Consider the following 14,671-nt stretch of genomic DNA (forward strand, 5'->3'; position numbering starts at 1 on the left):
TTATATAAATTATTTAAACAAATTAATTAATTATCCTGTGTTACTTCAATGGTATAAGTTCCTCTATCGGTAATTAAATGAAATTGTGAGTTATTATACTGATATAGTGTTGAGTCTTCTAGCGGTATTTCATAATGAGATTCTGGAAGTGACTGAGGCTCATTTGCATCTGTCTGAACGTACCCTGTTCCATTTAAATATAAAGCATGCATTGGTTCATAATCATCGATTCTTCTTGTGTCCCTAGCATAACTAATCGAATTTAATTCCATTACTGTTTTATCATCATCATCAAGTTCATTTTTTGTGATTTTAATTGTTTGCCCATTCCACTTTTGTAATAGTTCGTTAAATTCTTCAACAGATAAGTATCGTTGTGTCATGACAATCCCTCCTACATTTAGACTTTCCAAGAAAAACACAATAATACAAGAATATTGAATGAAAACATGTTTATCTAAAGTTTACGAAGATCCAGAACTTAGTTCTTTATTTGAGGGGGGAGTAGTGAAATTATGCTGAAAACAAATGGGTGGTCCACTGTATGAGTGAAGTTTTTGAAGAGGTAGGGTTATATGAGCATCCAGCTGGGAGTTTTTTTATGATCGACTAAAGCAACTAGCATCGTGATTAACACAAAAAGTTGATTAAAAATATACATTACTTTATAAAAGTAGTTCTATTTTCAATAATAAATATACAAAATCACATACAGTTAAAAAAGGCCAAATAATTATTAGATTTGGTATTTCGTTTACCCTGTTATTTAATAGGTTAAAAAGTAAATTATTTACTGTGTGAATCTTGATATGAAAAAGCAGAACTGTAATTTTATGATAAAATACGAATAAGGTTTATAAATAATTTATCTTAAACAAAGAGGCGAAAAACTTGAAGGGGAAGGTTGATTTTAATTCAGGAGAAACGAAAAGTAACCAGTGTTATACTTTTTTAATTTGTAAGTATATATTTTTTATCAGTTGGATATTTTTTGTGAACAAAGGAGTATACCTTTGTTCAATTAACCGTTGAAACTATCTATAACTTTATTAAAGGAGGCCGTAATAAATGGAATATATACTAATAAGTATGTCTATTCTTATAGTAATTTCTTTATTGATTAAGGTGGAGAGATTAGAAGGTCGTATGAAGTATATGCAATATACTTTAGATCAATTAGCTAATCAATCGGAAATACCTGAAAAACCAATAAATGATGAATTACGTAAACTAATAAAAGATGGTAAAGAAGTAAAAGCAGTTAAAAAAGCGAGAGAAACTTTAGGTCTCACATTGTTAGAAGGGAAAAAATATATTGATAGATTAAAATTTTATGATAGTTAATACGTAACTAACTTATAAAAAAGGTGAAAGAATTTGTGAAAGCGCTTAAAAGGGAGTTGTCTATACGGCAGCTCCTACTGTGTTAAAGCTAAAACATTGCATTATGGTTGAAATAAATTTATCTTTGAGGAATTGTATTTGTGAAGGTAAGGCTAATAAAGGAATTCATAGTAACGCTGTGAATATATAAATATACATTGGCATATTCGATAAATGATAACGCTTTTATTTGGGGTTGCCGAATCACGTCATTTCCTATACAATTTTGTTACATAATAGAAATATATCTTTATTACTAAATACAAAGAACTACGCACTTATTCTTTCATCTTCACAATTTTGAAAGGGGTTTCATGAATTGAGAAAACTACTTTTCATCTATTTATTGTTAATTGGTTTATTTGTTGTTTATGTATATAATTATCAAAATAACGAATCTACAACACGTGAATGGTCGGAAAATGAACTAAGGGGAAGTATGGATGAAACATATGTGATGGTAACGTTTCAAGTAGGCATTGATTACTGGAAACGTGCATTAAAGGGCTTTGAAGATGCAGCTGGAGCTTTGAATGTTTCTGTTGAGTACCGTGGTGCCACACAATATGATGTGAATGAGGAAATTACGATATTAGAACAAGTGATAGCAAAAAATCCCGCAGGTATTGCGGTATCAACGATGGACCCTGAAGCACTAAATCCTGTCATTGATAAAGCTGTAGAGGCGGGTATTCCAGTTGTCATGTTTGATGCGGATGCACCTGATAGTAAAGCATATTCTTTTCTAGGTACGGATAATTATTATGCTGGCGTAGAGGCTGCGCATAAAATGGCGGACTTATTAAATGAAGATGGGGAAGTAGGCGTTATTACCCAACCAAATCAGCTAAATCATCAGGAAAGAACACAAGGTTTTCAAGATACAATTTTTATGGAATACCCTGACATGACAGTTGTCTCTACTAAAAACGGAAGAGGAGATCAAATGGTGTCTAAGGAGGTAGCAGAAGAGATTATGGATGAGTATCCTGACATCGCTGGAATTTTTGCTACGGAAGCTAACGGGGGAGTCGGGGTAGGTCAAGCTACCATGGCTAATAATTTACAAGAATCTATAAAAATAATAAGTTTTGATACAGATAAAGGAACACTAGATATGATTGAAGACGGTATTATTTCCGCAACAATAGCCCAGGGAACATGGGACATGGGCTATTGGTCCCTACAATTTTTGTTCCATCTACATCATGGTGTGATTGAGGATAAAGACGAACTTAATCCATTACCACGTTTTATGGATACAGGTGTTACGATTGTTACGGAACAAAATGTAGAATCCTATTATCTACAATAAACGAGACTAGAATGGATTGATGTTCATTGAAGCGATTTATACAGATAAATAATTTGCCCATTCGATATAAGCTAATTTCACATTTTTTAATCATCAGTATTATCCCAATTATTTGTCTCGGGTTATTGATTAATTGGACGGTTGAACGTGTCCTTGAGGAACAAGTAAATGAGAACACATTGCAACTTATTAGTAAAGTTAACGAGACTTTTGAGTTTTATATAAATAACATGCAAAGTATTACGTATTACATTGATTTTAATGAAGAGGTTCAAAATTTTTTTAATCTAGAAGAAGTGGACCGAAACACATCACAAATAAATGAATATGAGATACAACGGTATCTACGTAATTTTACAACGCTATCACCTGAAGTAGCAGGTATAGTTGTCGTAAACAACAATGGAGACTATGTAAGTAATGAATTTTATGCTCCATCGACACGAGATTTAACAGAAGAAACGTGGTACCAAGAAGCCGTCGATAATAAGGGGATTTTCAAGATATTAGGACAACCGGAAAGTCGTAGTCTATCCTCTTTAGTAAATTATAAAAATGATGAAGTAGTATCGGTTGTTCGCGCTGTAGTCAATCCGTATACACAAGAAGTACAAGGAGTTATTTTAATAGATTTAAAACTGAGAGTTATCGCTGAAACATTAGTAGATGTTCGATTGGGGAAAACAGGCTATTTGATGGTTGTTGATAATGATAACCAAAACATTTATCAGCCTGACGATCCTTTAATTGAAGATATTCCCAAAGAATGGTTTGAAGGAGCAAATGCAGGTACATTTTCAAAAAGAGTTAAATCCCAGAAGCTACAGTTTATTTTTCAGCAGTCATCGTTTGCAAACTGGACGACTGTAGGTGTGTTTCCGGCAGAAGAAACAATTTTAGAGATGAGAGAGATTCAATTTTATTTGATAGTCTTTGTTTTCATTATTATGTTATTTGGAATACCAATCTCATACTTTCTATCAAATTCTATATCGAAACCAATTACACAACTAATGTCATTTATGCGTAAAGCAGAAGGTGGAGAATTAGATGTCAGGTATAAGGAAAAACGAGATGATGAAATCGGTTTACTTGGACGTAGTTTTAACAAAATGCTTATACAAATAAACCAATTAATTCGGCTAACAGAACGTCATGAAAGGCAAAAAAGGGAAGCGGAATTTAGAAGTTTACAAGCAAATATAAATCCACACTTCCTTTATAATACACTTGATACGATTCAATGGATGGCAAGAAAGCGAAAAGCAGACGATGTAGCAGAAGTAGTCGAATCACTAGCGAAGTTATTTCGAATTGGCTTAAGTAAGGGCAGAGATAAGATTACACTTGCTGAGGAAATAGAGCATATTGAAAGTTATCTAAAGATACAAAATACACGGTACCGCGAGAAATTAAAGTACACGATTGATGCAGATGAAGGTATTCGCTCGTTATATGTTTTGAAATTTATTTTACAGCCAATAGTTGAAAACGCTATTTATCACGGTATTAAAGAAAGACGAGGCATAGGTCATATTATTTTGACTGCCCAAGAAAAAGAAAAACAGTTATCGATTGTTATTCAAGATGATGGTGTTGGAATGTCAGAAACACAACTTCAAGAAATAAGGCACATTCTTAGTGAGGCTGTTGGCAGAACAGAAAACCAAGACCGAGTGGAAACAAAGGATAAAAAAAGCTATGGGATGCTGAATGTGCAGGCTCGTATTAAACTTGCATTTGGAGAAGGTTATGGAATTTATATGGATAGTAAAAAAAATGTTGGAACAAGGGTTGAAATCTTGTTACCAATTCTAGTAGATGATTTGGTAAAAGGAGATGAAACATAATGTGCAAATGGAAAGTGCTAATTGCAGATGATGAATCTATTATACGGGATGGTATTCGTTCTTCTGTCGACTGGGAAAAGTTTGATATGGAAGTCGTTGGGGAAGCGGAAGATGGAGAAGAAGCAGTTGAATTAGCAATAAAACATCAAATTGATATATTATTGATTGATCTGAATATGCCAATCATGAATGGAATTACAGCAATGAAGAAATTAAAAGAAAAGCTGCCTGATTGTAAACTGCTCGTTATTTCTGGTTACGATGAATTTAGCTATGCACAAGAAGCAATTCGCTTACAGGTGGAAGACTATGTACTTAAGCCGATTAATCCAGAGAAATTACAAAATCTATTAATTGAACTAAAACAAAAACTAGACATGGAAGTAAATCAAGAAACATATTTTAAACGTGCGACAAACCAAATCAAGAAACACCATGTACAATTAAAGGGAAGGTTTTTTCGTGACTGGATAGAAGGTCAGTTAGCGAAAGAGGAAATTGAAGAGCAGTTACAATTTTTCGGTTTGCCAGCTAGTGTACCTTTACAACATATGGTTGTTAGATGGCCTGAATATCATCAAAACCAAACGGTTAGTCAAGAAAATGACAGACGTAATTTTTTATTTGCAATAGAAAATATTGTAGAGGAGATACTGGGATCAGAAAAACTTGCTGTATTTCGAGATCAAACTAACCTACTCAATGTTTGCTTGTGGAAAAAGGTAACCAATGAACAAATAGAAATAATAGAAGAAACAATAAAAAATTATTTAAAAATCACCGTCTACTGGTATGTGGAAGACGTAACAGCGGATGATTTAACAAATTATTATAAAGTTTATGATTGGTGCAAAACACAAGTGGATAAACAAGTGCGTATTTCACCAATAGTAAAACAAGCAAAAAATTATGTGGAAGAGCATTATCAAGATTCAGCACTTAAGTTAGAAAGAGTCGCAGAAGAATTGCATGTCTCAACGGTTTATCTGAGTCGAATGATTAAACAGGAGTTAGGTATTTCTTATGTTGGTCTTTTAACTCAAATGCGAATTAATAAAGCAGCAGATTTACTGAAAACAACAGATATGACCATAAGAGATATTGCTGAGGAAGTTGGTTATGAGACACAGCACTACTTTAGTACAGCTTTTAAAAAAGTAGTTGGTATATCACCGAATCAATTTAAAAAGTAAATAGTTGCTAAAATACACTCAAAACGTTTTGGACCTAGTTCAAGGCGTTTTTTTAAGTGCTAAGAAAGGAAGTGAATTCGTCTATGATCACCTATAATGATTATAGACGAATTCTACAAAGAAAGACACCTCTCGAAATAAGGGGTTTATTTGTTTCAAAGGTGCCCCGCGTTTATTAATGGAAACAATTGATCTATTTCGTTATTCTAATTTCCTGAATTCAACAATATTCCATCCAATTTCGTCATAATTTTAACAAAACTTTATGTATGAAGGAGCCTTTCATTAACATGAACTTAGCTGTTATTGTATTCATTACTGTGTACTCAGCTTCGTTAAATTCCTTTAAAACAAATGTTAATCTAAAGTTGAAAAATATTTCAAACTAGTAGTGCTAAGGTTTCATTGTCGAACAATCCCCCTTTATTTTGAGGGAATATTTTATTATTAATAAAGTTAAACAACAAAAATGAAACCGTTTACATTAAATTATTATAAAAACTGTTTAAAAAATTGTAAAGGCTTTCATATTGATTGGTGCTATTCTATATACATGCAAGAGAGTTAAGTTAAAAAGTTTCATATAAAAAGAGAGGGGTTACACAGATGAAGAAATTAGGTTTATTTGCACTATTATTTAGTCTTATGTTGTTTTTAGCAGCTTGCGGAGGAGATGATAGCGCTTCTGGAGATTCAGGCGATGGAGAAAAAGCAGAATCAAAAGATGCTTTAATTGGTGTAGCAATGCCAACGAAATCATCAGCAAGATGGGTAGATGATGGAAATAACATGGTTGAGCAATTAGAAGATCTTGGATATGAAACAGATTTGCAATATGCAGAGGATGATGTGGATAAGCAAATCGAACAAATTGAAAACATGATTGTAAAAGGTGCAGAAGTTTTAGTTGTTGCATCAATAGATGGTACAGCACTTACAAATGTGTTAGAAAAAGCTGCTGACCAAGATATTCAAGTAATCGCGTATGACCGTTTAATTATGGAAAGTCCAAACGTAAGTTACTATGCAACATTTGATAACTTTCAAGTAGGAGTTTTGCAAGCTTCTTATATTGAAGAGGCTCTAAATCTTTCTGAAGAAGCAGGTCCGTTTAATATCGAATTATTTGGTGGATCACCGGATGACAATAACGCATATTTCTTCTGGGATGGTGCAATGTCTATTCTACAACCATATATCGATAGTGGAAAATTAGTAGTACAAAGTGAGCAAACAGAATTCGAACAAGCAGCAACAATGCGTTGGGATGGAAATAACGCAAAATCACGTATGGAAAACATCTTAAGTAAAGCTTATTCAGGTGGCGAAACTGTAGACGCAGTATTATCACCTTACGATGGTATTAGTCGTGGTGTTATTCAAGCATTAAAAGGTGTAGGTTATGGTTCTGGTGATCAAGCACTTCCTGTAATCACTGGTCAAGATGCTGAGCTAGCTTCGATTAAATCAATCGTAGCAGAGGAGCAAACACAAACGGTTTTCAAAGACACTCGTGACTTAGCTGCAGTTGTGGTAAACATGATCGATGCAATCTTAGCTGGTGAAGAAGCAGAAGTTAATAACACAGAAACATATGACAATGGTGTAGAAGTAGTTCCTTCTTATCTAGTAGAACCTGTATCTGTTGATTTAGAAAACTATCAAGAAATCGTAATCGATAGCGGATATTACTCTGCAGATGAACTAGAATAAGTAATCTTGATTTAGTGGTGAGGATACTCACCACTAAATCATTTCCATTTTGTTATTTCCTTAGAAGGCGGTGAGGGTATGTCAGATTATATTTTAGAAATGCGTAACATAACTAAAACATTCCCTGGTGTTAAAGCTTTAGATGATGTTAATTTGAAAGTTGAAAAAGGAGAAATTCATGCACTAGTTGGTGAAAACGGTGCTGGGAAGTCCACATTAATGAAAGTGTTAAGTGGCGTTTATCCAAGTGGATCCTATGATGGCGAAATTTATTTCGATCAAAAAGAATGTCATTTTAAAGATATTAAACAAAGTGAAAATGTAGGAATTGTTATCATTCACCAGGAGTTAGCGTTAAGTCCATTTTTATCCATAGCTGAAAATATCTATTTAGGTAATGAGAGACAATCAAAAAGTATTATGAAGTGGCAAGAAACATTTGCTGAATCCAAAAAATTATTAGAGCGAGTTGGTTTAAAAGATTCACCTGAAACAGCTGTCATGAATATCGGTGTCGGCAAACAACAGCTAGTTGAAATAGCAAAAGCCTTATCAAAAAATGTTAAGCTATTAATTCTTGATGAACCAACTGCAGCACTAAATGAAACAGATAGTGCTAATTTGTTAAAGCTACTTAATGAACTTAAAAAACAAGGAATTACTTCTATTCTTATTTCTCATAAATTAAATGAAGTTTCTAGTATATCAGATTCCATTACTATTTTACGTGACGGACAAACAATTGAAACGATTGATACGAAGGAAGAAAAGGCTTCTGAGGATCGTATTATCAAGGGAATGGTTGGACGTGAATTGACAAGTAGATTCCCAGACCGCACAGCGGTTATTGGAGAAACTATTTTTGAAGTGAAAGATTGGAATGTCCATCACCCTGGGCAGCGAGATCGTAAAGTAATTGATAATGTGAATATTCATATTCGTCGCGGAGAAATTGTTGGATTAGCCGGTTTAATGGGAGCTGGTCGAACGGAACTAGCGATGAGTATTTTTGGAAAAGTATATGGAAAAAAAATAACTGGCTCCTTACACAAGAACGGTGAAGAAATTCAAGCGAATACAGTAAGCGAAGCAATTAAACACGGTCTGGCATATGTTTCAGAGGATCGTAAAACATATGGACTAAATTTAATTGATGATATTAAACGGAATATTACTTTATCTAACTTGAAGCGGATTTCTAGTAATTCAATTATCGATGAAAATAAGGAAATTACAGAAGCTCAATTATTACGAGAAAAATTAAATATTAAAACACCAACATTAGAGCAACTTGCTGGTAACTTAAGTGGTGGAAATCAACAAAAAATTGTGTTAAGTAAATGGATTTTTACTGAGCCTGATATTTTGATATTAGATGAGCCTACACGTGGAATTGATGTTGGAGCAAAGTTTGAAATCTATTCTCAAATTAATGAATTAGCGGCAGAGGGTCTAGGTGTACTAGTTATTTCATCTGAGCTTCCTGAGGTGCTTGGACTATCAGACCGTATTTATGTAATGAATGATGGCCGTATAACAGGTGAACTTGAGCGCGGTGAAGCCGATCAAGAAAGTGTTATGCGCTATATGACCGGATCTGGAGGTGCTAATAATGCAGGACTTAATTAATTTATTTCGAAATAATATTCGTCAATATGGAATGATCATTGCACTTGTGTTGATTACCGCATTATTTTGGGTGTTAACAGAAGGGATCATTTTTAAACCACTAAATATAACCAACTTAATCTTGCAAAACGGCTTTATCTTAGTATTAGCAGTTGGTATGGTATTAGTTATTATCACAGGAAACATTGATTTATCCGTTGGGTCTGTCGTTGCTTTTGTTGGAGCAATTGCAGGGGTACTCATGATTAATAACAATGTTCCAGTGTTGTTAGCGATTGTTTTGTCTATTTTAGTAGGTGCATTAATCGGGGTATGGCAAGGATTTTGGATAGCCTATATAGGAATTCCATCCTTTATCGTAACATTAGCAGGTATGTTAATTTTCCGAGGTTTGACACTGTATCTACTAGACGGTCAATCACTTGCTCCATTTCCTGATTCATTTGGAGTACTGAGTGGTGGGTTTTTACCAGATATATCTAGCTCGGGTGAGTTGCATATATTAACGATAATCTTATCTGGAATTCTATCACTTGTCCTCGTTTATATGGAATTTAAAAATCGTAAAACACAATTGCAATATAATTTTGAAGTTGTTCCAATGTGGATTACCATCACAAAGCTAGCACTATTAGTTATTGTTATAAACTGGTTTGCTTATCAATTAGCACTTAATAAAGGGATTCCGATGGTACTGATTATTGTATTTGTACTCATTGTCATCTACACTTTTGTTATGAACAACACAGTAATGGGTCGTCACATTTATGCAACAGGTGGAAACAAAAAAGCAGCTGATTTATCAGGTATTAAAACAAAGCGAGTTGTATTCTGGGTATTTGTAAATAACGGAGTCATTGCAGCACTTGCTGGTTTAATGTTTGCTTCTCGTTTAGATTCCGCAACACCTGCAGCTGGTAACATGCTAGAGTTGGACGCAATCGCTGCTGTATTTATTGGTGGAGCTTCCATGGCTGGTGGTGTAGGTACCGTTATCGGTGCGATTGTCGGCGGTCTAGTAATGGGTGTTATGAATAATGGTATGTCGTTAATCGGTATTGGTATCGATTGGCAACAGGCGATTAAAGGTATGGTACTACTAATCGCAGTAGGCTTCGACGTATATAATAAAAATAAAGCTGGTAATTAAGAAAAAACATCACGGGATAAATTTCTCGTGATGTTTTTTTCCTTTTAATTTATAAGACAAAAAAGTATTTTATTTTTTCTTTCTTGATTTTGATCGTCCAACAGGTCTAATGTCTATGGTTTGAATATACGTAGTATGTACTTTAGAAGGAAGTCTTTTTTTAAATTCGTCATAAGCATAACTATTGTAATCAAGCAGTGATTTACACTCGTATTTCTCATTCATGTTAAGATAGAAATTAATCTTCATCTTATTTTCCTTGTTATCAGTATGGTGAGATATAATTTCATATTTTTCTAAGCTACGTGTTAAATGATATTTAATGTCTGCCAGAAATGTTTGATTACTATTAAAATAAATATCTGTTTTACCAACTATTTGTATCATGATTATCACCCAGAGGTATTATACCATTTATGAAATTTATTGAGAAAGTACTTTTATGTAATTTAATAGAACTTTTCAAAGTAGTTATTCGTATAAGTAGTATTCAGAAGGAGAAAGGATTTTGTATATGAGACAGCCACCAAGTGAAAGAATAGCAAAAGATGCTATAAAGGCTTGGAAACTAACTGCTTCTTTATGGAGTTGTATCCCGATATTAATAGTGATTGCTTTGTTTGTGTTAGCTTATTTATTTGATTTTTCTTATTGGTATGGCACTATTTTTATTGCTATTAGTTTAATTGAAGTTATCCTTACAGTCATTTTTATTCCAAAGCTTCGTTGGAATCGCTGGCGATATGAAGTATTTGATCAAGAAATTTATATTCAACACGGGATATTAATTGTATCTCGTACATTAGTGCCAATGATTCGCGTCCAACATGTTGATACAAAACAAGGTCCTATTCTAAAGAAGTACGGACTTTCAAGTTTAACCGTTTCTACAGCGGCTACAACACATGAAATTCCAGCACTTCTAGAAGAGGAAGCTGCAGCGTTGAGGGACCGTATTTCAGAATTAGCAAGGGTGGAGCAAGATGATGTCTAGTCCAAAACGATTACACCCGGTTGCAATTATTTTTACTGTTATCAAATCACTAAGACAACTAATTTATGCGCTTTTTCCAATTATTATTCTCGCTAGTAGCGATTTTGGACTTCATTATGTTGTTTTAATTATCAGTATTATTGTTGTGATTTTTATAGGATTTAGCGTCTTATCATGGCTAAGGTTTACATATCGCATAGAAGGGGATCAGCTGCGCATCGAAAAAGGAGTTATCGTTAGACAGAAACGAACAATCTCTAAAAATAGAATCCAATCGATTGATTTAACACAAGGTATCATTCACCGTATATTTGGATTAACAAAGGTCCAAATTGAAACAGCGGGAAGTGACCGTAGCGTTGATGCGGGATTAAGCGCAGTAAAACTTGAAGAAGGACAACATCTTCATAACGAATTAAAAAGTAAATACGAAAATGTGGAATCAGTTGTCGAGAGTGATAAACAGACAAATCATGCACAGCATACGATTACTGTTAAGCGGTTATTACTTGCTGGCTCAACTTCGGCAAGTTTTGGTATCGTACTAAGTTTATTTGCATTAACTTTTACAGAAATCGAAGCATTCGTTCCTGAAAGCTTCTATAATAGAACAACAAATTTATTACTTTCGCAAGGAATTGAGTTATTGATTGTTTTAGGGATTGTTTTGTTTATCCTTTTATGGATGTTGGGTATTCTTACCATGGTTGTTAAATATGGTAAGTTTACAATTACGAGATACGAAAATGAATTATTTATCACACGTGGATTGCTAGAGAAAAAACAAATGACGATTCCAATAAAAAGAATTCAAGCCGTATCCATTAAAGAATCGTTAATTCGTCAACCCTTAGGATTTGCGACGATTTCTGTTGAAATTGCTGGTGGTGAAACGGAGAAACAAAATGCATCAGAAACACTACTTTTTCCGTTACTCAGAAAAACTGAAGTGAAGGGGTTTTTAGATGAGATCCTACCAGAATACGAAAACAATTCTACATTTAGGAAACTTGTGCCCAAACGGGCATTGCCTTATTATTTGCTGAGGACATCCATGATTCCCTTAATTGGATTAATTGGTATAGCAATTTTTATGCCAGAATGGGTGATACTTCCGATTATACTGCTAGGACTATCAGTAATTTTAGGGTTTGTTCGATACCGCACTACCAGTTTTAATTTAAGTGAAAACCAGTTAACACTGCAACTACGAATGTTTAGTAAAGAAATAGTATTACTTAAATCGAAACGAATACAAGCATTAGAAAGAAGCCAACACTTTTTACACCGAAAACAAAACCTAGGTACGATGAAGCTTTCTATATTAAATAATTTTGGTGGTAGACATTATAATATTAACGAATTAAATGAAGAAGATCTAGATAAGATTGGCGATTGGTATTCCACTGAAACATAAAAAGTATTTAAGGACGTAGCATTTAATGCTGCGTCCTTAAATAAATCACTGAATATTCTGAATTTATTCGCAATACTATATTACTTGTACCTTACTTTCTTTTTCACTGCCTTCCTGGCTATTATCTTGAAATTTTTGTTTTTCAAATGCTACCATATCTGGTTCTTTTAAAAACAAAGTGCAAAAGAAACAAGTAACTGCTGCACAAGCAATTGTAATAAAGAAGGCCCTTGGACTTACAAAACTGAATATAGTAAGGAATGTTGTACCACCAATATTTCCGTAAGCACCTACCATTCCTGATATTTGTCCTGTTACCCTCTTTTTCACAAGTGGTACCATCGCATAAACAGCACCTTCACCTGCTTGCACAAAGAATGAACAACACATTGTAATCATGATAGCAGTCCATATCGGCCAACTAGATCCGATTAATGACATTCCAACGTAACCAAGAGCTAAGCCTAACATTAGAATATTTAATGTTCTCTTACGACCAAATTTATCACTTAACCATCCGCCACCTGGTCGAGACATTAAGTTCATAAAAGCAAAGCTACTTGCAATTAATCCTGCCTGAGCAATACTTAGTGTGAAGGTTTGTTCGAAAAATAATGGCAGCATCGATACAACAGCAAGTTCAGAGCCAAATGTACAAAAGTACGAAAAGTCTAAAATAGCAACTTGTTTGAATGAGTATTTTTCCTTATCAGGAACACCATTTTTTAGGGATTCTTTGTTCACATCCCAGATTTTATACACATTAAATGCGAAAAAGAAAGTTAATGTAGCAATAACAAGGTATGCGACCCAGTCACTAATGAAATTTAATTGCCAACCTAATCGATACGTTAAAAAGCCTAGGATTCCATATACCGGAACCGTCATAATAATAAGACCAATCATATCTTTGTAGCTCGTTATTTCTAATGCACCACTTTTCTTTGGGCGTTGGTAGACTACGCCATCCGGTGTATCGTTAACAATTCGACTAAATATAAACCCGTATGAAAGTGCAATAAGTCCTGTTAAACCAATTGCAATTCTCCAACCATTGTCACCACCAAAAATTATAGCTAATGTAGGTAATGTCATTGCTGCAGCGGCTGAACCGAAGTTCCCCCAACCACCGTAAATACCTTCTGCTAGACCAACTTGTTTGGAAGGGAACCATTCAGATACTAAACGAATACCAACAACGAAACCAGCACCAATTATCGCTAGGAACATTCTGGAAATCATTAACTGAATAAATGAATCGGATAGAGCAAATGCAAAACATGGGATACTCAAAATCATTAGTAAACTAGAAAATACCTTTTTAGGACCAAATTTGTCAACGAGCATTCCAATTAATACTCGAGCTGGAATGGTTAAAGCAAGGTTTGCAATACCTAGAATGGCAATCTGATCATTTGTAAGGTTAAATGTTTCCTTTAAGGTAGATATAAAGGGAGCCATATTAAACCAAACAACGAACGTTATGAAAAATGCCAATGTAGTAAAACCTAATACTTTTCTGTTTCCTTTATAAATGTTATTCTCCATTTTCATCCACCTTTTCAACTATTTTGTGTTGTCTTAATTCTAATGCAATAAAAGAGGTATTCAATAAACATGTAATGTTATCTGACATAGAAAAACTGTAATGAGAAATTTATCGCGAAATCCCATAAGCGCTTACACTATTGGCCTTACTAGCTTTATGGAGGTATTGTTTTTTTGTATATTGGCATTTGAAAATTTTGAATTTTTCGGTAAAATATTTATATAAGCATAAAATGTGGAAAATATAATGAACAAAATTCAAATTGATTTTGTAGTAAAAATTTGTAGAAAGTATCATTTATATAAAGTACTAAAACCATTTTTATAATTTCTGTTGCTTTTCCACTTCGCACTTTATATAAAGTCCGCAGTAAGTATTATAAACTTTTGTTGAACTCTTTTCGGTGGCAATGATGATGGAGTCTTTATACTCCGTTCCGGCAGAATACTCCGCTTTCCACGGGCACGGCTTCAGCTAA

The 14,671-nt window shown here is 33.9% G+C and carries 12 protein-coding genes; 9 read left to right on the forward strand and 3 right to left on the reverse strand.

Features of this window, described 5'->3' with window-relative positions; genetic code table 11:
* Positions 1-26: 26 nt before the first annotated feature.
* A complete protein-coding gene (locus tag QQS35_RS10560; RefSeq protein ID WP_285932037.1) occupies positions 27-383 on the reverse strand; it encodes a hypothetical protein in 357 nt (118 codons plus the stop codon).
* 685 nt (positions 384-1,068) lie between these two features.
* Between QQS35_RS10560 and QQS35_RS10565 the strand changes: the two genes are divergently transcribed.
* From QQS35_RS10565 to mmsB, 7 genes are all read left to right on the forward strand, one after another.
* Positions 1,069-1,344, forward strand: a complete 276-nt coding sequence (locus tag QQS35_RS10565) for a hypothetical protein (RefSeq protein ID WP_285932038.1) — start codon at positions 1,069-1,071, stop codon at positions 1,342-1,344.
* 358 nt (positions 1,345-1,702) lie between these two features.
* Positions 1,703-2,698, forward strand: coding sequence for a substrate-binding domain-containing protein (locus tag QQS35_RS10570; RefSeq protein WP_285932039.1), 996 nt, complete (start codon positions 1,703-1,705; stop codon positions 2,696-2,698).
* A gap of 26 nt (positions 2,699-2,724) precedes the next feature.
* Positions 2,725-4,548 carry a cache domain-containing sensor histidine kinase gene (locus tag QQS35_RS10575; RefSeq protein WP_285932040.1) on the forward strand — a complete coding sequence of 608 codons (1,824 nt, stop codon included), beginning with the start codon at positions 2,725-2,727 and terminating at the stop codon, positions 4,546-4,548.
* The gene (locus QQS35_RS10580; RefSeq protein ID WP_285932041.1) at positions 4,548-5,741 is read left to right on the forward strand and encodes a response regulator transcription factor; all 1,194 of its coding nucleotides are present in this window, start codon (positions 4,548-4,550) and stop codon (positions 5,739-5,741) included. Before QQS35_RS10575 ends, QQS35_RS10580 begins: the two co-directional genes overlap by 1 nt.
* Before the next feature lie 606 nt (positions 5,742-6,347).
* Complete coding sequence (gene chvE, locus QQS35_RS10585; protein ID WP_285932042.1) at positions 6,348-7,454, forward strand: multiple monosaccharide ABC transporter substrate-binding protein; 1,107 nt, start codon at positions 6,348-6,350, stop codon at positions 7,452-7,454.
* Between the two features lie 78 nt (positions 7,455-7,532).
* Positions 7,533-9,083 (forward strand): multiple monosaccharide ABC transporter ATP-binding protein, encoded by a 1,551-nt coding sequence (gene mmsA, locus QQS35_RS10590; RefSeq protein ID WP_285932043.1) that lies wholly within the window; start codon positions 7,533-7,535, stop codon positions 9,081-9,083.
* Entirely contained in the window at positions 9,067-10,233 is a 1,167-nt protein-coding gene (gene mmsB / locus QQS35_RS10595; RefSeq protein ID WP_285932044.1) for a multiple monosaccharide ABC transporter permease, read from the forward strand. Before mmsA ends, mmsB begins: the two co-directional genes overlap by 17 nt.
* Positions 10,234-10,302: 69 nt before the next feature.
* Here mmsB and QQS35_RS10600 read toward each other — a convergent pair whose 3' ends face one another.
* On the reverse strand, positions 10,303-10,620 hold the full coding sequence (locus QQS35_RS10600) for a hypothetical protein (protein ID WP_285932045.1): 318 nt from the start codon (positions 10,618-10,620) through the stop codon (positions 10,303-10,305).
* Between the two features lie 127 nt (positions 10,621-10,747).
* Between QQS35_RS10600 and QQS35_RS10605 the strand changes: the two genes are divergently transcribed.
* Positions 10,748-11,227: a PH domain-containing protein gene (locus tag QQS35_RS10605; RefSeq protein WP_285932057.1), complete on the forward strand. Its 480-nt coding sequence runs from the start codon at positions 10,748-10,750 to the stop codon at positions 11,225-11,227.
* On the forward strand, positions 11,220-12,644 hold the full coding sequence (locus tag QQS35_RS10610) for a PH domain-containing protein (RefSeq protein WP_285932046.1): 1,425 nt from the start codon (positions 11,220-11,222) through the stop codon (positions 12,642-12,644). The genes QQS35_RS10605 and QQS35_RS10610 overlap by 8 nt, the downstream gene beginning before the upstream one ends.
* A gap of 75 nt (positions 12,645-12,719) precedes the next feature.
* On the opposite strand, the gene QQS35_RS10615 is transcribed toward QQS35_RS10610, so the two are convergent.
* The gene (locus QQS35_RS10615) at positions 12,720-14,192 is read right to left on the reverse strand and encodes a NarK family nitrate/nitrite MFS transporter (RefSeq protein WP_285932047.1); all 1,473 of its coding nucleotides are present in this window, start codon (positions 14,190-14,192) and stop codon (positions 12,720-12,722) included.
* Positions 14,193-14,671: the final 479 nt, after the last annotated feature.

The sequence above is a fragment of the Aquibacillus rhizosphaerae genome, assembly GCF_030282825.1.
GTDB lineage: Bacteria > Bacillota > Bacilli > Bacillales > Amphibacillaceae > Aquibacillus_C > Aquibacillus_C rhizosphaerae.

Excerpts from the sequence above, each read along its gene's own strand:
- QQS35_RS10560 (WP_285932037.1), bottom strand. The coding sequence starts at position 383 with ATGACACAACGATACTTATCTGTTGAAGAATTTAACGAACTATTACAA.
- QQS35_RS10565 (WP_285932038.1), top strand. The coding sequence starts at position 1,069 with ATGGAATATATACTAATAAGTATGTCTATTCTTATAGTAATTTCTTTA.
- QQS35_RS10580 (WP_285932041.1), top strand. The coding sequence starts at position 4,548 with ATGTGCAAATGGAAAGTGCTAATTGCAGATGATGAATCTATTATACGG.
- chvE (WP_285932042.1), top strand. The coding sequence starts at position 6,348 with ATGAAGAAATTAGGTTTATTTGCACTATTATTTAGTCTTATGTTGTTT.
- mmsA (WP_285932043.1), top strand. The coding sequence starts at position 7,533 with ATGTCAGATTATATTTTAGAAATGCGTAACATAACTAAAACATTCCCT.
- mmsB (WP_285932044.1), top strand. The coding sequence starts at position 9,067 with ATGCAGGACTTAATTAATTTATTTCGAAATAATATTCGTCAATATGGA.
- QQS35_RS10600 (WP_285932045.1), bottom strand. The coding sequence starts at position 10,620 with ATGATACAAATAGTTGGTAAAACAGATATTTATTTTAATAGTAATCAA.
- QQS35_RS10605 (WP_285932057.1), top strand. The coding sequence starts at position 10,748 with ATGAGACAGCCACCAAGTGAAAGAATAGCAAAAGATGCTATAAAGGCT.
- QQS35_RS10610 (WP_285932046.1), top strand. The coding sequence starts at position 11,220 with ATGTCTAGTCCAAAACGATTACACCCGGTTGCAATTATTTTTACTGTT.
- QQS35_RS10615 (WP_285932047.1), bottom strand. The coding sequence starts at position 14,192 with ATGGAGAATAACATTTATAAAGGAAACAGAAAAGTATTAGGTTTTACT.